Origin of the sequence: Pseudomonas sp. B6001, assembly GCF_013386015.1 — a bacterium.
In the GTDB taxonomy this organism is placed as follows: Bacteria; Pseudomonadota; Gammaproteobacteria; order Pseudomonadales; family Pseudomonadaceae; genus Aquipseudomonas.
Genome location: NZ_JACAOX010000019.1, coordinates 53880 through 73141, shown reverse-complemented (window position 1 = coordinate 73141; position 19262 = coordinate 53880). Strand labels below are relative to the sequence as shown.

23 protein-coding genes are annotated in these 19262 nt (G+C 59.5%); 13 read left to right on the top strand and 10 right to left on the bottom strand.

Going from position 1 to position 19262, the window contains the following annotated elements:
• Positions 1–71: 71 nt before the first annotated feature.
• Positions 72–392: a DUF6124 family protein gene (locus HX821_RS21785; RefSeq protein WP_177036382.1), complete on the bottom strand. Its 321-nt coding sequence runs from the start codon at positions 390–392 to the stop codon at positions 72–74.
• 425 nt (positions 393–817) lie between these two features.
• Between HX821_RS21785 and HX821_RS21780 the strand changes: the two genes are divergently transcribed.
• Complete coding sequence (locus HX821_RS21780; protein WP_093201834.1) at positions 818–2035, top strand: MFS transporter; 1218 nt, start codon at positions 818–820, stop codon at positions 2033–2035.
• Between the two features lie 114 nt (positions 2036–2149).
• Here HX821_RS21780 and HX821_RS21775 read toward each other — a convergent pair whose 3' ends face one another.
• On the bottom strand, positions 2150–2695 hold the full coding sequence (locus HX821_RS21775) for an RNA polymerase sigma factor (RefSeq protein ID WP_177036381.1): 546 nt from the start codon (positions 2693–2695) through the stop codon (positions 2150–2152).
• A 263-nt stretch (positions 2696–2958) separates the two neighbouring features.
• Here HX821_RS21775 and sctW point away from each other — a divergent pair, with 263 nt between their 5' ends.
• The 11 genes from sctW (at position 2959) to sctU (ending at position 13179) form a co-directional block, all read left to right on the top strand.
• Positions 2959–4053 carry a type III secretion system gatekeeper subunit SctW gene (gene sctW / locus HX821_RS21770; protein ID WP_008430704.1) on the top strand — a complete coding sequence of 365 codons (1095 nt, stop codon included), beginning with the start codon at positions 2959–2961 and terminating at the stop codon, positions 4051–4053.
• Positions 4050–6146, top strand: a complete 2097-nt coding sequence (gene sctV / locus HX821_RS21765) for a type III secretion system export apparatus subunit SctV (protein WP_177009594.1) — start codon at positions 4050–4052, stop codon at positions 6144–6146. The genes sctW and sctV overlap by 4 nt, the downstream gene beginning before the upstream one ends.
• An 85-nt stretch (positions 6147–6231) precedes the next feature.
• Complete coding sequence (locus HX821_RS21760) at positions 6232–7131, top strand: FHA domain-containing protein (RefSeq protein ID WP_008430700.1); 900 nt, start codon at positions 6232–6234, stop codon at positions 7129–7131.
• Complete coding sequence (locus HX821_RS21755) at positions 7128–8486, top strand: FliI/YscN family ATPase (protein ID WP_008430699.1); 1359 nt, start codon at positions 7128–7130, stop codon at positions 8484–8486. Before HX821_RS21760 ends, HX821_RS21755 begins: the two co-directional genes overlap by 4 nt.
• Entirely contained in the window at positions 8473–8901 is a 429-nt protein-coding gene (locus tag HX821_RS21750; protein WP_003208357.1) for a YscO family type III secretion system apparatus protein, read from the top strand. The genes HX821_RS21755 and HX821_RS21750 overlap by 14 nt, the downstream gene beginning before the upstream one ends.
• Entirely contained in the window at positions 8898–9356 is a 459-nt protein-coding gene (locus HX821_RS31880; protein WP_238544201.1) for a type III secretion system HrpP C-terminal domain-containing protein, read from the top strand. Before HX821_RS21750 ends, HX821_RS31880 begins: the two co-directional genes overlap by 4 nt.
• The gene (locus HX821_RS21740; protein ID WP_003208360.1) at positions 9353–10366 is read left to right on the top strand and encodes a FliM/FliN family flagellar motor switch protein; all 1014 of its coding nucleotides are present in this window, start codon (positions 9353–9355) and stop codon (positions 10364–10366) included. Before HX821_RS31880 ends, HX821_RS21740 begins: the two co-directional genes overlap by 4 nt.
• Entirely contained in the window at positions 10363–11016 is a 654-nt protein-coding gene (sctR, locus tag HX821_RS21735) for a type III secretion system export apparatus subunit SctR (RefSeq protein WP_003208361.1), read from the top strand. The genes HX821_RS21740 and sctR overlap by 4 nt, the downstream gene beginning before the upstream one ends.
• A 7-nt stretch (positions 11017–11023) precedes the next feature.
• Positions 11024–11287, top strand: a complete 264-nt coding sequence (gene sctS, locus HX821_RS21730) for a type III secretion system export apparatus subunit SctS (protein WP_003208363.1) — start codon at positions 11024–11026, stop codon at positions 11285–11287.
• A gap of 10 nt (positions 11288–11297) precedes the next feature.
• Complete coding sequence (gene sctT, locus HX821_RS21725) at positions 11298–12089, top strand: type III secretion system export apparatus subunit SctT (protein ID WP_003208364.1); 792 nt, start codon at positions 11298–11300, stop codon at positions 12087–12089.
• Positions 12082–13179: a type III secretion system export apparatus subunit SctU gene (gene sctU, locus HX821_RS21720; RefSeq protein ID WP_177036380.1), complete on the top strand. Its 1098-nt coding sequence runs from the start codon at positions 12082–12084 to the stop codon at positions 13177–13179. Before sctT ends, sctU begins: the two co-directional genes overlap by 8 nt.
• Here sctU and HX821_RS21715 read toward each other — a convergent pair.
• The 3 genes from HX821_RS21715 to sctC are packed head-to-tail and all read right to left on the bottom strand — an operon-like array spanning position 13176 to position 15873.
• The gene (locus HX821_RS21715) at positions 13176–13535 is read right to left on the bottom strand and encodes a transcriptional regulator (RefSeq protein WP_177036379.1); all 360 of its coding nucleotides are present in this window, start codon (positions 13533–13535) and stop codon (positions 13176–13178) included. The genes sctU and HX821_RS21715 overlap by 4 nt on opposite strands.
• Positions 13536–13540: 5 nt before the next feature.
• On the bottom strand, positions 13541–13735 hold the full coding sequence (hrpT, locus tag HX821_RS21710; RefSeq protein ID WP_003208370.1) for an HrpT family type III secretion system protein: 195 nt from the start codon (positions 13733–13735) through the stop codon (positions 13541–13543).
• Entirely contained in the window at positions 13732–15873 is a 2142-nt protein-coding gene (gene sctC, locus HX821_RS21705; protein WP_177036378.1) for a type III secretion system outer membrane ring subunit SctC, read from the bottom strand. The genes hrpT and sctC overlap by 4 nt, the downstream gene beginning before the upstream one ends.
• Before the next feature lie 72 nt (positions 15874–15945).
• On the opposite strand from sctC, the gene HX821_RS21700 reads away from it, so the two are divergent.
• Entirely contained in the window at positions 15946–16272 is a 327-nt protein-coding gene (locus HX821_RS21700; RefSeq protein ID WP_173406097.1) for a hypothetical protein, read from the top strand.
• A 9-nt stretch (positions 16273–16281) separates the two neighbouring features.
• Here HX821_RS21700 and HX821_RS21695 read toward each other — a convergent pair whose 3' ends face one another.
• From HX821_RS21695 to HX821_RS21675, 5 genes are all read right to left on the bottom strand, one after another.
• Positions 16282–16500, bottom strand: a complete 219-nt coding sequence (locus HX821_RS21695) for a hypothetical protein (RefSeq protein ID WP_003208375.1) — start codon at positions 16498–16500, stop codon at positions 16282–16284.
• Positions 16501–16607: 107 nt separating this feature from the next.
• Positions 16608–17195 (bottom strand): type III secretion system stator protein SctL, encoded by a 588-nt coding sequence (sctL, locus tag HX821_RS21690; protein ID WP_003208376.1) that lies wholly within the window; start codon positions 17193–17195, stop codon positions 16608–16610.
• 551 nt (positions 17196–17746) lie between these two features.
• Positions 17747–18553, bottom strand: coding sequence for a type III secretion system inner membrane ring lipoprotein SctJ (gene sctJ, locus HX821_RS21685; RefSeq protein WP_177009588.1), 807 nt, complete (start codon positions 18551–18553; stop codon positions 17747–17749).
• Positions 18554–18560: 7 nt separating this feature from the next.
• Entirely contained in the window at positions 18561–18923 is a 363-nt protein-coding gene (locus HX821_RS21680) for a hypothetical protein (protein ID WP_177036377.1), read from the bottom strand.
• Between the two features lie 131 nt (positions 18924–19054).
• Positions 19055–19225, bottom strand: a complete 171-nt coding sequence (locus HX821_RS21675) for a hypothetical protein (protein ID WP_177022694.1) — start codon at positions 19223–19225, stop codon at positions 19055–19057.
• Between the last annotated feature and the right edge of the window lie 37 nt (positions 19226–19262).

Here is a 19262-nt window from a genome sequence, read left to right as displayed (position 1 = left end):
TTGGCTGGTCCACCGCCTTCGCGAGCAAGCCCGCTCCCACATTTGATCTGCGGTGTTCTGGCGTTCGCGCGTCAGGTTTTGCGCGGGTGCAGGCACTCTATCGAGCGGTCGACCATGGCCTTGGCGATTTCCAGCAGGTGCCACACGGCGAGCACTTTGGCGCGTTCGGGGCTTTGCAGTTGTTCGCCACAGTCGAGCGCAGTCGCCGAGGCGCTGTGCAGCAGGTCGGCAGTGAAGAGCAGGGAGTCTTCGAAGCTGATTTCGTCGCTGATGGCGTAGAAGTTTGCCGAGGGTTGCGGCGGGTCGGTGGGCAGGTAGTGGTCGAGCGCTCGGTTGAAGGCGGCGCGGTCTTTGGCTTGGTCACGGGGTGGATCGGGGACGATCTTGAACATGGTGTAGCTCCTATTGACCTGAAGAAGCTGCCACCTTCGCTGCTAAACGTAGGGTGGCGGCTGTACGCGGGTTAGCAGACCAGTCAATAGGAAAACCGGCGCACCAGAAGGTGCCCCACGCACAGCCACCATAAACGTGACCGTAGAACGTGTGCCTATTGAGTTCAGGCTGCTAAACCCGATCACTGAAAACCAGCGACGGACCGAAGACTAGCCACCGACTCCCCCAGGCACAAGGCCGAAAGATTCTCTAGGAAACGTCCCGCAAATTAAAGAGATTCATCTTGCTGGCCCTTTACAAACCATGACCGCTGCATCGATTCATCTACTCGTTAGCCTGCTAACGGGATAGCCTTCCTGCACCCAAAAGTGGCACATTGTCGCACCTGCACCTGTGCATCCATCTGCTGTACGGAAAACCTCCCATGGCTCTGAGCAATTCCCAGCCCTCCGTGGCTACGACGCCTGCCGCCGGGCAAACCAGCCCGTTGGTGATGCGTGTAATCGGCGCGGTGGCGCTGGCGCATTTGATCAATGACTTGATCCAGTCGGTACTGCCCTCGATCTACCCGATGCTCAAGGCCAATTACGGCCTGACGTTCACCCAGGTCGGCCTGATCACCCTCACGTTCCAGCTCACCGCGTCCCTGCTGCAGCCGTGGGTGGGTTATTACACCGACCGCCATCCCAAGCCGTACCTGTTGCCCTGCGGGATGATTTGTACGCTGGTGGGCATTTTGATGATGTCCCAAGTGGGCAGCTTCCCACTGATCCTGCTGGCGGCGGGGTTGATCGGCATCGGCTCGTCGACCTTCCACCCGGAAGCCTCCCGCGTGGCGCGCCTGGCCTCGGGCGGGCGTTATGGTCTGGCGCAGTCGACGTTCCAGGTGGGCGGTAATGCCGGCTCGGCCTTCGGCCCGTTGCTGGCGGCGGCGATCATCATTCCGTTCGGCCAGGGCAATGTGGCCTGGTTCGGCCTGTTCGCGGTGTTTGCGTTGTTTGTGCTGTATGCGATCAGCCGCTGGTACGCGCACCACTTGAACCTGTTCAAGCTCAAACAAGGCCAGGCGGCCACTCACGGCCTGTCCAAGGGCCGGGTGCTGAGCGCGCTGGTGGTGCTGGGGCTGCTGGTGTTTTCCAAGTACTTCTACATGGCCAGTTTCACCAGTTACTTCACCTTCTACCTGATCGAGAAGTTCGACCTGTCGGTGGCCAGTTCCCAGCTGCATCTGTTCCTGTTCCTCGGCGCGGTGGCGGCGGGCACGTTCTTTGGCGGGCCGATTGGCGACAAGATCGGCCGTAAGGCAGTGATCTGGTTTTCGATCCTCGGGGTGGCGCCGTTCACCCTGATTCTGCCCCATGTGGACCTGTTCTGGACCAGCATCCTGAGCGTGGTGATCGGCTTTATCCTGGCTTCGGCGTTCTCGGCAATTGTGGTGTACGCGCAAGAGTTGGTGCCGGGCAATGTGGGGATGATCGCCGGGGTGTTCTTCGGTCTGATGTTCGGTTTTGGCGGGATCGGTGCGGCGTTGCTGGGGCACCTGGCAGACATCCACGGCATCGAGTACGTGTACACGCTGTGCTCGTTCCTGCCGCTGTTCGGGGTGTTGGCGATTCTGTTGCCGCGTACCAAAAAGGCCTGATACCAGATCAATCGAGTCGGGCAGATATCCCTGCTGCCCAACGCTTGCGTCAAACGGGTAAATCAACTGCTCCTGCAAAGGGTGTCGGCGTTGCGCCGGTGCCCTGATTTACGCCTACAGCGGGTTGTAGGTGGCCCGCTTCAGGTGTTCGCGCGCCCGGGACAAACGTGAGCGCACGGTGCCAATGGGGATGTCCATGGCGTCGGCGGTGTCCTGGTAGCTGCCGTCGGTCTCCAGTGAGGCGTACAGCGTTTTACGCATTTCCAGCGGCAAATCCGTGATCGCCCGCAGGGTTCTTTCGAGCTTGCGGTTGACCTCGAACTGCCAGTCCAGGTTGTTGTTGTCTTCCTGCCCATGCCACAGCGCCTCATCGAACTCGCAATGCACCGGCTTGGCATACATGCGCCGAAAGTGATTGCGGATCAGGTTCTGGGCAATCCCGCACATCCACGTGCTGATGGTGGCCTGGCCGCTGAAGTGGTCTCGGCTGCGCCAGGCCTCCAGGTACGTCAGTTGCAGAATATCGTCTGCATCTTCCGGGTTGAGTACGCGTTTATGAATGAAGCGCCGGAGTTTCTTGTGGTGGTCTTCCGACAGGTTCTGGATGGAGCGGTGCGGGTCAGGTGTAAGGTGAACTAAAACATCGATAGGGATATCCATGATTTTTTCCTCAGGGTAGACACGGTCGAAATGATTTCGACGGGAACCCTCTTAGCACTGCCTGTGCCAAGGGAAAAAAATTCACAACTAATTGATTTATATAAATAAATATCTTGTTTCCAGGCTTTTTTGTGCAAGGTTTTGCACAAGTGGCTGCGGGCGCGTGCCGATCTTTTCACATGCCTGGTATCGTCGATAAACATGGAACCGTAACGGGATTGCCAGCCACACAAGGAAACGAAACTTCCTGTCCAGGCATCTCCATGAAACTTGATCCTTCTATTGATGTGCAAAAAAACCAGAGCCTGGATCAGCCTGTTCCAGCGAGTATTGATAACCCGCCAGTTCGCCAGGCACCCGCCGGGACGGCGGTCGACAATTTCGAGGCGCTGTTCGGCCTGGAGGTTGAACTCAACAGCAAGGCCTTGAGCCGGCGTATGTTGGGGCTGGGCGTGACGCCTGTGGCGCAGTTGACACAACTCTATGAGCAACTGGGCCATCCCGCTCAGGCAACACTGGCGACCATTGCGCGCTCCATCAGGGTTCAACTGTTGCTCAAGCCCAGCCTCGAGAAGTTGCTGGAGCTGACAGGAAACGACCCGGCCCGTACGTTTGTCGTGCTCAAGCAGGTGGCTGCGCAGGCACAAGCTGAAGCGCGTACCTCCGAGGCGGCGCTGGCCAGCGATGCCCTGGCGCGGCTGGAGGTCCGCTTCAAGCCGCAGATCCAGGCCGGCTTGAACATCGCGCAGGCCTTGCAGGCAAGCAGTGACGACCCGAGTTTGCGGCAGGCGGTACGCAGTGTGTATTACGCCAGCGTGGTCGCCCGGCAATCGCTCGCCAGCATGATGCAGGCGCTGTTGGGGTTGTTCGGTGGCGATGAGTTTGGCCGCGGGTTGAAATTGATGCGTCGGGCCCTGGCAGACGACATTGCGGCGTATTGCCCTTCGCTCCCCACCGCCCAGCTGCGCACCTTGCTGTTGGGGTTGAGCAGTTGTGGTCAACTGGGCAGTGTGCTGGCCAGCTGCCGTGACTTGATCGATCGGCTGGCCGTATTGCACCCCGAAATTGATCGGGACACCGTAGCGCTGCTGCAGCGCATTCTCGGTTACGCGGGCACGGGTATCGCGTCTGCCGAAGTCCAGCGCCTGGCCTGCGAGTTGGGTGGGCCGGCATCATCCGTCCAGATTGTTTCGCTCAATGCCCTTTACCCCGTGCTCGGGAGCCTGCCCCTGGCGTTGTGGCGCGACAGCAAGGGCCGCCAGGAAGCGTTGCACAATTTCATGGTGGTAATGGATGAGTACGCTCGCATCGAACGAGGCTCCCGGCATGTCGGCGCGCTGCCGATAAACCACTCATGAGTGCGCTGCGGGCAGTCAACGCGATACTGCTCAAGGTTGCACAACGCGCCGAGGTGCTGGGTGCGGTCGTGATCCTGGGCATTGTGTTCATCTTTATCGTGCCGTTGCCGACCTGGCTGGTGGATATCCTGATTGCCGTCAACATTTGCATTTCGTGCCTGTTGATCGTGCTGGCGCTGTACCTGCCCGGGCCGCTTGCGTTTTCCTCGTTTCCGTCGATCCTGCTGTTGACCACCATGTTCCGCCTGGCGTTGTCGATTGCGACCACGCGCCTGATCCTGCTGGAGCAGGACGCCGGTGACATTGTGGAGGCCTTCGGCAACTTCGTGGTGGGGGGCAACCTGGCGGTGGGGTTGGTGATCTTCATGATCCTGACCATCGTCAACTTCCTGGTGATCACCAAGGGTTCGGAGCGTGTCGCCGAAGTGGCGGCGCGCTTCAGCCTGGATGCCATGCCCGGCAAGCAGATGTCCATCGACAGCGACTTGCGTGCCGGCCTGATCGATGGTGGACAGGCGCGCGACAAACGCGAGCAGTTGTCCCGTGAGAGCCAGCTGTTCGGGGCGATGGACGGGGCCATGAAGTTCGTCAAGGGCGATGCCGTGGCCGGGCTGATTATCGTGGTGATCAACTTGCTGGGCGGGTTCAGCACCGGCATGTTCCAGCATGGCATGAGCGCCGCCGACTCCATGGCGCTGTATTCGGTACTGACGATTGGCGATGGCCTGATTGCGCAGATTCCCGCACTGCTGATCTCCCTGACCGCCGGCATGATCATTACCCGTGTGGCACCGGCCGGGGCGAATAAAGGGGCCAATAACATGGGCGCCGAAATCGCCCGGCAAATGACCAGTGAGCCCAAGAGCTGGATCATTGCTTCGATCGGCATGCTGGCTTTTGCAGCGCTTCCGGGCATGCCGACGGTGGTCTTTATCCTCATTTCGCTGATGACGGGCTCGCTGGGTTATTACCTCATGCGTCAGCGTCAAAAGCAGGACGCGCCCGCAGATGCGGCGGCTGACGCCGTCCCGGCGGAGATCAACGGTGACGAAGACCTGCGCGCCTTTGATCCATCCCGGCCTTACTTGCTGCAGTTTTCATCGGGCCTGCAGGGCTCTGACCGAACAGCGCAAGTGGTTCATGGCATTCGCCAGGCCCGAAACCGCCTGGTTGCCCATATCGGCCTGACACTGCCGCCGTTTAACGTCGAGTTTATTCCCGCCTTATCCGACGATGAGTTTCGCTTTTGCGTGCACGAAGTCCCTGTGATCAAAGCTACCTTCGGTGATCGGGTCGCGGTGGAATCGGCGGCGCTGGGCGTCGAGCCACAAGCAGGTACCCAGGGTCTGGCGGAGCGAGACGAGCAAGACTGGTTATGGTTGGCGCCCGATGATCCGCTGCTCGACGATGCACAGCTTGAACGCCATACCGCCCATGACTTGATCATCGAGCGCATGACACGCGCGATGCTGCTCAGCGGGCCGCAGTTTCTCGGTATCCAGGAGTGCAAGTCGATTCTTAGCTGGCTCGAGTTCAACCAGCCGGAGCTGGTTCAGGAGCTGCAGCGGATCATGCCGCTTTCGCGCTTCTCTGCCGTGTTGCAGCGCCTGGCCAGCGAGGGCGTTCCGCTGCGCGCGGTGCGGTTGATTGTCGAGTCGTTGATCGAGTACGGCCAACATGAGCGTGAAGCGGATGCCCTGGCCGACTATGCGCGAATCGCCCTCAAGTCGCAGATTCTGCACCAGTACAGCGAAGCTGATGGCCTGCACGCCTGGTTGTTGTCACCGCATACCGAGAATGTCCTGCGCGAGGCGCTGCGCCAGACCCAGACCGGGGTGTTCTTTTCCCTCGACAACGACAGCAGTGCGACGCTGGTGAGCTTGCTCAAGCAAGCCTTTACCGTGCGGGCCAAGAGCAAAAGTGTGCTGCTGGTTGCGCAAGACTTGCGCAGCCCCCTGCGGACATTGCTTGTGGAAGAGTTCAACCATGTGCCGGTGTTGTCGTTTGCCGAGTTGGGCAGTTCGTCGAAGGTCAAGGTGCTGGGGCGGTTTGACCTGAGTCATGACGATCTGCTGCGTGGGGCCGTGGCATGAGTACTGTTTTGGCGATTGCGCATTGCCTTGAAACGGACGGTGCTGCGTGGGGCCGTTTGGTCCGTGCGGCCATGAGGGCCTGACAATGTTTGAGCTACGAGTACTCGATGGTATGCACCAGGGGGCTGCGTTGCCGTTGTTCGGCGAGCAATGGAGCATTGGTGCGCACCCTGACGCTGACCTGGCGCTATACGACCCGGGCATTGCCGAGCGTCATGTGCGATTGCAGTGTGTTGACCAGCGCTGGTCGGTGCAGGCCGAGGGAGGGGTGATGCAGGATGCCGCCGGCCTGATCCTGGCGCAGATTGCCGACCTGGCACTCAACACGACATTTTCGATTGGCAACGTTCGGCTCTGCGTCACCCGCGCCGACCAGCCTTGGCCTCAGCCGACGGTGACTGCCGAACAGGCGCCCACGCCTGCGGCCGAGCCCCTCGTGCCGCTGAAGCTTTCTTCAATTTCGAGCACGCAGCAGAAACGCTTGATCAGCCTGGTCGTCGTCGTTGCGGTCATCATCACCGCGCTGGGCATGACCACTAGCGGTGACCGCGAAGCCCAGGCGTCGTTGATGTCACCGGTGATCCGCAAGAACGAGCTGGCCTCACCTTTCGAGGTGCGCCAGCAGTTGCTCAGGATGCTCAGCGAGCGCGAATTGATCAACCGTATAAGCATCCAGTTGGTCAATGACCAGGTGCTGCTCGACGGCGATGTACTCCAGGAAGACATGGAGTTGGTATCGCGCATGCTCAGCCGGTTTGGCGAACAGTTCGATACCGCGGTGCCGGTGATGAGCCGGGTCAGGACTCGCGACGGAACGTTCCCTTTCAAGATTTTGCAGATTGTCGGCGGCCCCAACGGTCACGTGGTTCTGGAGCAGGGGAACCGACTGTTTGTGGGGGATGAAGTGGACGGCTTGCGACTGGTGCTGATCGATAACACCAAAGTGGTGTTCGACGGTAAGCAACGCTTCGAGGTGCGCTGGTGAGCCGTGACCTGCAAGCCCGTCTTGAGGCCTGGGAGCAACGCCAGTCGAGTGCGCTGGTCAGCTTCGCGCCGGTGTCGGTGCGCGGTCGTATCCAGCGGGTGAACGGCATGTTGTTGCAATGCCGGCTGCCCCAGGCGCGCATCGGTGATTTGTGCCAGGTCGAAAAGTCCATCGGTGAATACATGCTGGCGGAGATCATCGGTTTCGACCAGCAGGATGCAGTGCTCAGTGCGTTGGGCAATCTTGAAGGCGTGCGCGTGGGTGCCAGTGTGCAACGCCTGGGGGTGCCACACCGGGTACGGGTCGGCGACGATTTGCTCGGCCAGGTGCTCGATGGGTTTGGCCGGCCGATTGCGGGCGATGGCCCCAGCGCCTTTGTGGAGGCCGACATCGCAGAGGCGAGCACGGTGTTGTGCGAGGCGCCGTTGCCTACCGAACGCCCCAGGATCAGCCGGGCGTTGTCCACCGGCGTACGCTCGATCGATGGATTGATCACGCTGGGAGAAGGCCAGCGCGTCGGCCTGTTCGCCGGTGCGGGGTGCGGCAAGACCACCTTGTTGGCCGAGATCGCCCGAAACGTCGAGTGCGATGTGATCGTGTTCGGGTTGATTGGTGAGCGCGGACGCGAGCTGCGGGAATTTCTCGACCATGAGCTGGATGATCAGCTGCGCGCCAAGGCGGTGCTGGTGTGTGCCACCTCCGACCGCTCAAGCATGGAACGCGCCCGCGCAGCGTTCACTGCGACAGCGCTGGCCGAAGGGTTCCGGCGCAAGGGCCAGCGGGTACTGCTGCTGATTGACTCCCTGACCCGATTTGCCCGGGCCCAGCGTGAAATCGGCCTGGCCGCGGGCGAGCCCCTGGGCCGCGGCGGCTTGCCACCGTCGGTATACAGCCTGATGCCGCGCCTGGTGGAGCGGGCCGGGCTGACCCGTGACGGAGTGATTACCGCCATCTACACCGTGCTGATCGAGCAGGACTCGATGAACGATCCGGTAGCGGATGAAGTGCGCTCCCTGCTCGACGGCCACATCGTGTTGTCACGCAAGCTGGCCGAGCGTGGCCACTACCCGGCGGTGGATGTGCTGGGCAGCCTTTCGCGGATCTTGAGCAACGTCGCCACGCCCGAGCATATAAGGGCGGGCACCGCCTTGCGCCGCTTGTTGTCGGCGTACCAGCAGATCGAACTGATGCTCAAGTTGGGCGAGTACCAACCCGGCAGTGATGCCCTGACCGACCTGGCGGTGGACAGCCGCCAGGCCGTCGATGGCTTTCTGCGCCAGGACCTGCGTGAGCCGGCCGCGATGGCGATGACGCTGGACCAATTGATGGAGTTGACCACCGATGTCCCTTTCTGAAATCGATACCTTGCGGCGTTTGCGCAAGCATCGGGCTGACCGGGCGGAGCGCGCGCTGCGTGCCGCCAAAAGGCAACAGCAAGCGCTGCTGTTGCAGATCCGGCAGGCGGCGGATGCCCTTGAACAGACCCGGCTGGACGAAGCCCGGAAAACCGCTGAGTTGCTGAGCAAGCATCAAGGGCAAGTGATCTCGTTCCAGGACATCAAGTCCTGGAATGCCCAGGAGCGCACCTTGTCCGCCGACACTCGCCGCGAAGAAGGGCAGTTACATGAGCTGCACGGCCAGCGCGATGAGCAGTTGATCCACATCGACAGCGCGCAGAAGCAGGTTACCCAGTGCTTGCGCGAGGTTGAAAAACTCCAGGAACTGTCCCTTTTGTTGGGGCAGGAAGAAGCCGTGCAGGAAGAAACATGACGCAAGTTCCAGTGAACAGTCCTGAGCGCCCGCGTCCGGGCGAGCCTCGGGATGAACGTGAACCCGGCCCGGGGGCGATAGTGCCATGGGAGCACGGACGGTTATTTGCCCAGCTGTTTGGCAACGATGATGAAGGGGGCGGTTTCGGTTCCGCCCTACCGGGAACCCCTGCATCAAGTCATGCCGCGATGATCGCGGCCATGACCGAGCAGTTGGTACCGCGGATTCACGCCGCTGTTCAGTGGCCTTTGCACGCTGTGCTTTACCTGCCGAGCCTGGGGCGGATCAACGCCAGCGTGCGCCGCGAGCAAGGTACCTGGAACGTTGAGCTGGAGGCGCAGGAAGAGCGCACCGCGCGCTGGCTGCCTGGGGTGCGCCAGCACCTTGAGGACGGGCTGGCCGGCGCGTTGGCGCAGCCTGTCACCGTACACCTGGCACATGTGGACCCGGCATGATCATGCCGTTTTTAACCTTGCCGGTGGTCAGCGGCGCCAATGTCGCGGCGCGGCGCAGGCTGGGGCGCGGCTTGCGCATGGCGTTTCAGGTCGCGGGGCAGAACGGGGAACTGTTGATGGAACCGGGCCGTGCCCCCGCAGGCGTCAAGCCGCTGTTTTTCGAGAGCGCCTGCGGGGTGCTGGCTTTCGCCGAACCAGGGCCGCTGTTCAGCCTGCTGGGGGAGTGCCCGGTGACGCTGGCAGAGGCCGATAACGATCCAGACTCGTGGTTCTGGGAACTGTTCCAGCACCACCTGAGCCCGCAAGTGCGGGGGCTGTTTGGCTTCCTGCGGTTGCTGCCGGCGCCCAGGAAATTGAACTTCGGTTGTCGCTTCACGGTGACGCTGGGGAAGTCCAGGGTCGTGGGTTACCTGTGGCTGACTCCTGAGCGCTTGCTGGCACTGTGCGAGGCCGGTCCGTGGCAGTCGATAGCGGGGCCATTGCCGGCGTCGTTCCAGTTGGCAGTGTCGATGACCCTGGGCCGCCTGAAGCTATCCATCACGCAATTGAGCGGTGTCCGTGCCGGTGACGTGGTGATGCTTGAGCAACCCTTTTTCGATGTGCAGGGCAATGGTCATCTGTATGTCGGCAAGCACCGGCTGCAAGGGTGCATTGATGATGAATCCGGGCCGTTGTGCCTGACGCTTGTTTCGATCGAGGAAACGTCCGTGGACGAGGATTTTGCAACATCGCAGTACCCGGGGGATGAGCTGGATGAACCGGTAGTGGATGTCTTTGGCCACGAGCCTTTCGATGAGTTGAACATGGCCCTGACGGTACGTTGTGGCACCCTGAACCTGACCCTGGGCGAACTGCGCAATCTCGCCCCCGGTGCGGTGTTGGGCATTGCCGGGTACGCGCCGGGCATGGCCGGGCTTTATTACGGCGACAGGCCGATAGGGCAAGGGCAGTTGGTGGAAGTAGATGGGCGCCTTGGTTTGCAGTTGTCCCGCGTGATTTTTTCGCGATGACATTTCAGGGGGTCGACCCTCTTGTCCTGGCGCTGTTTTTAGGTTCGTTGTCGCTGATGCCAATGCTGCTGATCATCTGCACATCGTTCTTGAAGATCGTGATTGTGCTGATGATCACCCGTAACGCCATCGGCGTGCAGCAGGTACCGCCGAGCATGGCCATCAACGGAATAGCGCTGGCTGCGACACTGTTCATCATGGCGCCCGTGGGGTACCAGATTGCCGAGAACGTCAAGGCCTCGCCCGTGGACACGAGTAGCGTGCAAAGCCTTCTGGAAACCGGGCAGGCGGCCATACAGCCGTTGCGTGCGTTCATGCTGCGCAACACCGATGCAGATGTGTTGACTCACCTGCTGGAAAACAGTGCGCGCATGTGGCCGCCTGAAATGGCGCAGAGCACCCAGCGCGAAGACTTGATCCTGCTGGTCCCGGCCTTCGTGCTGTCGCAACTGCAGGCGGGGTTCGAGATCGGCTTTCTGATCTACATTCCGTTCATCGTCATCGATTTGATTGTGTCCAACCTGCTGTTGGCCCTCGGTATGCAGATGGTCTCGCCCATGACCATTTCGCTGCCGCTCAAACTGCTGTTGTTCGTCATGGTTTCCGGGTGGTCGCGGCTGCTCGACAGCCTGTTCCTTTCTTACCTCTGAGTGCCCTATGGAACCGATCGTGCTGTTCAAGCAGGGCATGTTGCTGGTGGTGGTGCTGTCGGCGCCGCCGCTGATCGTGGCGGTGGTCGTCGGTGTGTTGACGTCGCTGGTGCAGGCCCTGATGCAGATACAGGACCAGACGCTGCCCTTTGGCATCAAGCTGGTTGCGGTGGGCATCACGCTGATTTTGACCGGTCGCTGGATTGGCGTGGAGCTGATCCAACTGATCAACCTGATGTTCGACATGATTGCCCGCTCGGCATTGAACTGAGGGCCTGCGTGTGCTGCTTTATCTTGAATTCCTGCCCAGCCTGCTCGTGGCCATGGCGCGCATTTATCCCTGTGCATTTCTGGTGCCTGCGTTTTGTTTCCAGCATATACGCGGTATGCCCCGCCACATCATCGTGATGGTCATGGCGTTGATTCCGGCGCCCGGCATTCATGCCGTCCTGGCTGCCAAGGATTACTCCGCGCTGATGATCAGCGGGTTGGTACTCAAGGAAGCTGCCCTGGGGTTTTTGCTGGGGATTCTGTTGGCCATGCCGTTCTGGATGTTCGAGTCAGTGGGCGCACTGCTGGATAACCAGCGGGGGGCTTTGGCGGGTGGCCAACTCAACCCCTCGCTGGGGCCGGATGCGACGCCGATCGGGCACCTGTTCAAACAGTTGGTGATTTATTTGCTGATTGCCGTCCTGGGCTTGAGCGTGCTGACCCAAGTGATCTGGGACAGCTACCTGATCTGGCCGCCAACCGCCTGGTTGCCGCTGCCGGCGGTCAATGGGTTCAGTGTATTCATCGGGCTGCTGGGCGATACTTTTACCCACATGATGCTGTATGCCGCACCGTTTATTGCCGTGCTGCTGTTCCTGGAGTTCGGCTTCGCCTTGTTGGGCCTGTACAGCCCGCAATTGCAAGTCTCTACCCTGGCAACGCCGGTCAAGAGCCTGGCGGGGCTGGTTATCCTGCTGCTGTACTTCCCGCTGTTGCAGGACTTGATCGTCGGGCGCATGGCGCAGTTGGGAGACCTCAAGCATTCCCTCGGCCTGATGTTCAGGGGCTCGGGACATGAGTGATTCGGGTGAGAAAAAACACGCGGCCACGCCCAAGAAACTCAAGGATCAGCGCCAGAAAGGCCAGGTCGCCCAAAGCCAGGACGTCGGTAAGCTACTGGTGTTGACCGCCCTCAGCGAAATCGCGTTGTTCACCGCCGAAACCAGCATGCAGCGCTTCCAGCAGTTGCTGGTGATGCCCATGTCACGTTTCGGGCAGCGCTTTGTGCGGGCGCTGGAGGAAGTGCTGACGGAAGGCTTGATCGTGTTTTTTTCCTTCGCCTTGCTGATGGCCGGACTGGCGATCGCGGTGAAGTTGATCAGCGGCTGGATTCAGTTCGGTTTCCTGTTTGCGCCGGAAAGCCTGAAGCTGAATTTCAGCCGTCTCAATCCACTCAGCCAGGTCAAGCAGATGTTCTCTGCCAAGTCAGTGACGAACCTGTTGATGGGGTTGGCCAAGGCACTACTGCTTGCGCTGATTTTGTACGTGGTGATCAGGCCGTCACTAGGGGCCTTGATCAATCTGGCCACCAGCGACCTGCAGAGTTACATCCTCGCGCTGATCATCCTGTTTCGCCATCTGCTTCACGCTTGCCTGGGATTGCTGCTGGTCCTGGCATTGATCGACATGGCGCTGCAGAAGCACTTCTTTGCCAAGAGCATGCGCATGACTCAGGTAGAGGTGGTCAAGGAATACAAGGACATGGAGGGCGACCCTCACGTCAAGGGGCAGCGCCGCGCCCTGGCCCAACAGCTGGCCCAGGAGGAGCCGAAGGTCAAGTTGCCCAAGCTGGAGGAGGCTGACATGTTGGTGGTCAACCCGACGCACTTTGCGGTCGCGCTGTACTACCGGCCGGGCAAAACGCCGCTGCCGCTGCTGGTGGATAAAGGCACGGATGCCGAGGCCCGGAAACTGATAGACCGGGCCAAGGCGGCCGACGTGCCGGTGATCCAGTGTGTATGGCTCGCGCGCACGCTGTACGAGAAGAAGCTTGGGGCGAACATTCCCCGGGAGACGTTGCAGGCGGTAGCGTTCCTCTACCGCACCCTGCGTGAGCTCAATGACGAGGCCAAGCGTGAAACGCTGGAGTTTCCGGAGCTTAAGCAACGTTAACGGTAGCGGTGCACGTCCAGCATATCGAGGCAGCCCAGCGAAAGCAGCTTGCCGATGATCTCATCTGCCTCCTCTGCACCTGGCGGCAGCGCGTGCCAGATCACCAGGGCATCCCTGGCATCGAGACAGGCAAAGCAGCCGTCAAACGCCACCGCCTGTTCAAAAAGCCGCTCCAGTACCCGTTCCAACTGTCCGGCTTCCAGCGCTCCACGGTCGACCAGCAACGCAAGCCCGGGTTTACCACCGGCCTTTAACCGGCACACGCTTATGCCCGGGCCGAGGGACAGGTGGGCGTCCTTGCCGCTCACCAGGTTATCCAGGAATACCTGGCGAGACGACGTATCGTTCGGCCCCATGGAACTTACCGTTCCAGTGAGATCGTTTGATAGTCGGAGCGCTCGCCGGCAGGGCCCGATTCGACGCGCATCTGCGGCGGCCACCAGACCACCAGCTTATCGGCGCCCGATTGCGGGCGTGAACAGGAGTCGCCCTTGCACGTCGGCGTACAACCAACGATAAGCAGGGCCAGGCCGAGGAGGGTGAGTAGGCGTTTCATGGCGCGTTCTTCCGGGTGGGGGTGATCAGGGAGGGGCGGGACACACCGATGTGTTCATCTTTGACCACGGGCCGCATGGCGATAAATACCTCCGCCTCTTCTCCCGGCTTGAGCCAGGCACGTGGCCAGACGCTGACGGCCAGGGTCTGGGAGTTGCTGCATTCTCTTTCATCGATGCGCACGTTACGGTTGAACTGATTGCGTACCACCACCACGGCCACATTGAACTGCGGGCCTGCATACCATTGGCTGCGTTCGGTGTTCAGGGCCAATAGCTCGCGGGTGCTGCACAAGGTGTCCAGGCCCAGTGGCATGGGCGCGGCCTTGAAGGCCGTGGGTACTTGCCCGCTGACGAGGTGAGCCAGGGTGCTGGTGATGTCGCTGCGCTTGATCACCGGTTGATGCTCGGCATACCGCCGGGCCAATGGCTTGAGTGCGGCCTGCAGTTCGGCTTGATCCTCCTGGGGCAAGTAGCGTGAAGGATCAGCCTGATCGCCGATCACGCGCGGCGTCAGGATAAACAGGCGTTCGCGCCGGTTGTTCTGGCGCTCGGAGGAAGAAAACAGGGCCTTGCCCAGCAGCGGAATGTCTCCCAGAAGAGGGATCTTGCTTTGTTTGTCGGTGCTTTCAGTGACATGGAAGCCACCGACCACCAGCGAACGTTTTTCCGCCATGACCGCCTGGGTGCTGACTTTGCCGCGGCGTACATCGGGGCTGGTGCGCGCGGGGTTGGACTCGTCGAAGTTACCGTCCTCGATATCCACCACCAGGTGGATCTGGTGATTGCCGCGGGTAGTGATCACCCTCGGTACCACCTGGAAGCTGGTGCCGACCGTGATGGGCAGGATGGTTGCAGTCTCGGTGCCAGCGGTGAGGTATTGGGTGCGGTTGAAATCGATCACCGCCGGCTGGTTTTCCAAAGTAAGCACCGACGGGTTGGACACCATGGTCGCCAGGCCACGTTGCTCCAATGCGCGAATATCGGCGTTGAAACGATCACGGTGCTCGATCGACAGCTGTGATGAAGACCCGGGCGCCATGTTCACGCCACCCCGGAAACGGCTGTTTTGAAAACCCCATCTAATGCCGAATTCCCGCAGTTGAGTGCGCTCGATATCAAGGATGATCGCATCGATTTCCACCAGCTTGCGGGCTACGTCGAGCTGGCTGATCAGCTCACGGTACATCGCCTGGCGCTCCGGCAGGTCGTAGATCAGGATGGCGTTGTTGCGCACATCGGCTTCGACTCGGATTTTGCTGGTGGAGACCGGTACCCGAGGGGTGAGTGACATGCCGGTGTCCGACGGCACCGGGTTCATCGCCTGGCCGAGCATTTGCCCCAGCATCGGGTTACTCAGGCGCGGAAATACCGGGGTTATGGGTGAGGGTTGGGAGGCAGAGGGAGGGCGTGGGCTCATGCCTGAAAGCGTCGAGGCCGTGCGAGGTTCCAGCAGCCCCCGCAGCATGCTGGCAACGCCTGGGATGGTCAGTTTCTCGCCGCGATAATCAATCTGGCGGTCCGCCGCATTGGCGAACTTCAGCGGGTAGCTGAGGACGCTCTGCTTTTCATCCGGGGACTTGCGCTGGCTGCTGAACTGCTTGATCTGTTCGATATAGCGCTTGGGCCCGGAGACCAGTACGACGCCGTCCTCAGGCAATTCGCCCCAGCCGAAGCGGCTATCGAGCAAGCCTATATCGGTGAGGGCCTGCTTGAGGTCGGCGATGGTCTCGGAGGAGACCTCCAGGCGTGCAGATTCCTGTTGGTCCAGGGTGCTGACGTACAGCGTGTTGTTGTACAGGTACCACTGGAAGCGGTGCTCTACGCCGAGCCTGTCGAGAAGCGATTGTGGGGTATTGGCGCGTATCTTGCCGTTGACGTTGCCTTCGAGGAGGCCGTCGATTTGCAGTTGGGTGCCGAAGGTCTGGGCGAAGTCTTCCAGCACATCCCGCAGGGGCTTGTGTTCGGCCTCATAGGCATAGGCGGTGTTTTTCCATTCGCTGGGGACGGCGGCCAGGGTGCTTTCCAGGGGCGCCAACAACCAGGGCATGAGGATCAGGTAGCGCCAACGGGCAGGCTTTACGGCGGCGGCAGGCGAATTGACGCGCAAGCGGATGTGCTTGTCGATCTTGTTAGGCATTGAGAATTCTCTGTTTTAGTGACGCAGCGACCGAAGCGAAGTAGGCCTAAGTTTCCGGGCTGGGCTGGCAAGGTGCGCAACAATGCCCCGCCAGGTATCACGCTGGTTCAGCAGGGTTTCGAGTTTGCCAAGCAGGTGGGGCAGGGCACAGTCGCCAGGGAGTTTTTGAAGCAGCCAAAGATGACCAGTCATTGCTTCCTGCGCCAAGGCACCCTGGAAATGCCTCAGACTTTCCAGTCCGAGGCGCATCCACGCCTCCAAGGCTCTTTTGTCGACCCGATGGTGGGTCAGTTGAACACTGATCAAAAAAGCTTGTTGGTCGCGCCGCACCTTGATTTCGTCATTATCTTCAAACAACGTGATCAGCGGTTCGCTGCTACTCAACCAACGACCGAGTAACGCTTCCACTCACTGTATGCCTTCGATAACGGTCTTGGCTGTTTCGCTCATGTAATTGGTGTAGGTGGAACTGGCTGATAACGTGGCCGCGAGGAAGACTTTTTCGTCATTCATTGCCGCCAGGGCTTCGTCGTTGTTCAATCCATCGCGTTCTATCTTTTCAAAGCGCTTTTGCGAATTTTCCAGTTGCCTGTAGAGATTCGCTTGCAGGCGATAATCAAAGCTCATTGGTTTTGCTCCAGAGGATGTTACGTCCTGTGTGGCTCGACGCGTGATTCCAGTTCCACGGGTATTTCGTTAAACGTCAGCGCTCGTTGAACCGCAGCCCCTGCGTGTTATTGGGTTGAACCCGACGTGCCGGAATTCCATAGGGTTTCCACCATCGAATCCCAGTCGATCCGAAATCCACCTTCGGGCGTTTCCAGAATGAGCATTTGAGGTGCGATGTTCTCCTCGGTGCGCAGTGTCCAGGGAAGGTCTGTGTGCCTGCTCAGCCACTGGTCTACGTTTTTACGGTCCAATGGATTGCAGAGCAAAGTGGCTTCGATTCGCGGGACCTGGGTGGCCAGTAATTGCTTTAGCAGGACGCTCAGGCGTTGGGGGGAGACTGTTTCCTCCAGTAGGTTACGAATGGCCAGGCTGGTGATGGAGGCGGCAATGGGTTCAATGTTGTCGCAGATAGCCTGGCGTTCAATCTCCCAGCGTTGCAACTGAGTGTTGGCGCGTTCCCAGAACTCACGGCAAGCATTTGCGTAAAGTATTTCGCGCTGCTCTTCGGCCTGGCGTAGTAGTTCGCGCGCTTCGGCTTTGGCGCGAATAAGTAATGTGCCCGCCTGAGCACAGTCGATAAGCATCTCTCGGGCAATCAGGGTTTGTGGCAGGTCCTGGCCTTTATTCAGCTCAATTTTACGTCGGCATAACATGCAGGTTGTTTGCTCCTGATCAGGGCCACGCGTGATCATTCGTGATGGCGGTAGCTCGCCAGATGACGGCTCGCCACAGAGTATCCAGCCGACCATGACGGTCGGGCAGGTTGGAATATCTCTCCAGGTCGACTACCCGTTGATTCGCAAAGCCAAGTCGTAGGCGTTGCCATACCGCAGGCTCAACCCAGGCGCGCAGGTACTGCAGAGGATCGTCTGTGTTCAGTACCCGTGAGTCCGCAGGGAGCGCTTTGGCAAGGCGCTGACACCAGAGGTATTCATCCTCCTCCAGCAAGTGGTCGCGTACAGGCTGGCAGACACTGCCGATCAGCGTCAGCATGCGGTCGCGTTGTGGTGGGGAGGCTTGCACCAGGTGCAGCAAGGCAGGGGAGGGTGAGGGTGGCAGGCAGGGGGTGATGGCCAGTGCGGTGCTCACTCGTTCATGCCGGCTGCGACATAGATCGGTCGAGGCGATATATGGTCTGAGGACCTCCCAGTCACACGCTGGCGTTTCCCATGGGCGGGCCCACCATCGAACCCACGCCAGCTGATTACTCATGAACAGACGGGTTTAGTGAGGCATGAGCCGGTACGACAGATGAGTCGTGTTGTTGATTCACTCCCCGTTTGCGCCAGATAAACGCGCCAGCCCCCGCAAGCGTCAATATGATGAGCAATACGGTAAGACTCATGCGCCAGAAACCGAGATCGTTATCCTGAACCAGGAACGGACCAAAATAGGTCAGACGTTGCTGCTCCAGATACGCCGCGGCGGGGACAAACACTACGGTTAATTTTTGAGTGTTTTCTACAGCGGCTGCCATGCCGGGGATACTGCTGGCCACCATCCTGCGTACTCGGGGGCGGATATTATCAGGCTCAAGTCGTGGATCATGTTTGATGAACACCGAGGCTGATGCCGGTTGTACGGGTTCACCCGGGGCAATCCGTTCGGGGAGCACGACATGGACTCGAGCGACGATGACCCCGTCGATGTTCGACAAGGTTGCCTCCAGCTCCTGAGACAATGCATAGATATAGCGGGCACGTTCTTCCAGCGGTGTTGAGATAACGCCTTCTTTACGGAAGATATCGCCCAGGGTCGACCGGGCCAGTTTGGGCAGGCCAGCGGCCTCGAGCGTCCGGACCGCCCTGCTGATGTCCGACGCGTTGACGCGCACAACAACGCCGTCTTTGGCTGGCACTTTTTGGGCCCGGATTTGTTTATCCGCGAGTTCTGCAACAACCTCATTAGCCTCCTGTTCGGACAGTCGGCTATGGAGTTCTACTTTTTCACCGCAACCGGCCAGCAGCAATGCCAATGATAAAACTAATGGGGTGGTGATCCAGCGGAGCATGACTTACCTACTGAAGGTTGGTTATTTTCTCGCAACATTGCACGGTTTTGCTGATGACCTTGACTGACATGGACAGCTCCCGATGGGCGTCTGAAAGTGACTTGGCAATTTGATGCATTTCCGTTGATTTTTTATTAAGGCTCAGGTCACGCAAACCTTTGGTCGCACGTTTTGATAGCCTCGTTAAATGAGAAGACTGTTCGGATAGCGCGTTCGTACCGACCATTGAATTTTGGCTACCCGGGGAAGACGCGCGATCAACCAGGCTGGCTTGGAAAAAATTCATGTCGGAAGCAGAGGTATCAATACCTCGTGATTCAACCGTTCGTGAAACCGGGCGTTCTGTGAAGTCGTCAGTGAGCACGCGCATGTAAACCTCCGGCAAGACGCTAGGAACGTTCTTGTTGGTTTGGGAGTAATGTTGGTTTTTTTCGACGGTTCAGCATGAGCCATGCTAGCAAACGGGTTGCTTCCTCTATGTTTAATAGAGGAAGCAAAGGTTTAAAACCTTAGTTTGCCTATGTTTTCGAGTTCTTTTGTCATTATTTCGTTTTTAACCTCCTCTATTTTTAGTCGACGCATTTCAGCTTTTTTTGCCGCTTCGATATCGGAATTGTCTCCGCCACCAAGACTGCTGGCAGTAACCCGCTCGTTAACATCGATTTTACTCATAACATCACCTCTGAGTTGCTTGATTTAAATTTTTTGT

Coding starts and splice junctions, on each gene's coding strand:
- HX821_RS21715 (WP_177036379.1), bottom strand. CDS start 13,535: ATGGGGCCGAACGATACGTCGTCTCGCCAGGTATTCCTGGATAACCTG.
- HX821_RS21785 (WP_177036382.1), bottom strand. CDS start 392: ATGTTCAAGATCGTCCCCGATCCACCCCGTGACCAAGCCAAAGACCGC.
- HX821_RS21775 (WP_177036381.1), bottom strand. CDS start 2,695: ATGGATATCCCTATCGATGTTTTAGTTCACCTTACACCTGACCCGCAC.
- sctR (WP_003208361.1), top strand. CDS start 10,363: ATGACATTTCAGGGGGTCGACCCTCTTGTCCTGGCGCTGTTTTTAGGT.
- sctJ (WP_177009588.1), bottom strand. CDS start 18,553: ATGCTCCGCTGGATCACCACCCCATTAGTTTTATCATTGGCATTGCTG.
- HX821_RS21675 (WP_177022694.1), bottom strand. CDS start 19,225: ATGAGTAAAATCGATGTTAACGAGCGGGTTACTGCCAGCAGTCTTGGT.
- HX821_RS21750 (WP_003208357.1), top strand. CDS start 8,473: ATGTCCCTTTCTGAAATCGATACCTTGCGGCGTTTGCGCAAGCATCGG.
- sctW (WP_008430704.1), top strand. CDS start 2,959: ATGAAACTTGATCCTTCTATTGATGTGCAAAAAAACCAGAGCCTGGAT.
- HX821_RS21740 (WP_003208360.1), top strand. CDS start 9,353: ATGATCATGCCGTTTTTAACCTTGCCGGTGGTCAGCGGCGCCAATGTC.
- sctV (WP_177009594.1), top strand. CDS start 4,050: ATGAGTGCGCTGCGGGCAGTCAACGCGATACTGCTCAAGGTTGCACAA.
- HX821_RS21780 (WP_093201834.1), top strand. CDS start 818: ATGGCTCTGAGCAATTCCCAGCCCTCCGTGGCTACGACGCCTGCCGCC.
- sctL (WP_003208376.1), bottom strand. CDS start 17,195: ATGTTATGCCGACGTAAAATTGAGCTGAATAAAGGCCAGGACCTGCCA.
- HX821_RS21680 (WP_177036377.1), bottom strand. CDS start 18,923: ATGCGCGTGCTCACTGACGACTTCACAGAACGCCCGGTTTCACGAACG.
- HX821_RS31880 (WP_238544201.1), top strand. CDS start 8,898: ATGACGCAAGTTCCAGTGAACAGTCCTGAGCGCCCGCGTCCGGGCGAG.
- HX821_RS21695 (WP_003208375.1), bottom strand. CDS start 16,500: ATGAGCTTTGATTATCGCCTGCAAGCGAATCTCTACAGGCAACTGGAA.
- sctU (WP_177036380.1), top strand. CDS start 12,082: ATGAGTGATTCGGGTGAGAAAAAACACGCGGCCACGCCCAAGAAACTC.
- sctS (WP_003208363.1), top strand. CDS start 11,024: ATGGAACCGATCGTGCTGTTCAAGCAGGGCATGTTGCTGGTGGTGGTG.
- hrpT (WP_003208370.1), bottom strand. CDS start 13,735: ATGAAACGCCTACTCACCCTCCTCGGCCTGGCCCTGCTTATCGTTGGT.
- sctC (WP_177036378.1), bottom strand. CDS start 15,873: ATGCCTAACAAGATCGACAAGCACATCCGCTTGCGCGTCAATTCGCCT.
- HX821_RS21760 (WP_008430700.1), top strand. CDS start 6,232: ATGTTTGAGCTACGAGTACTCGATGGTATGCACCAGGGGGCTGCGTTG.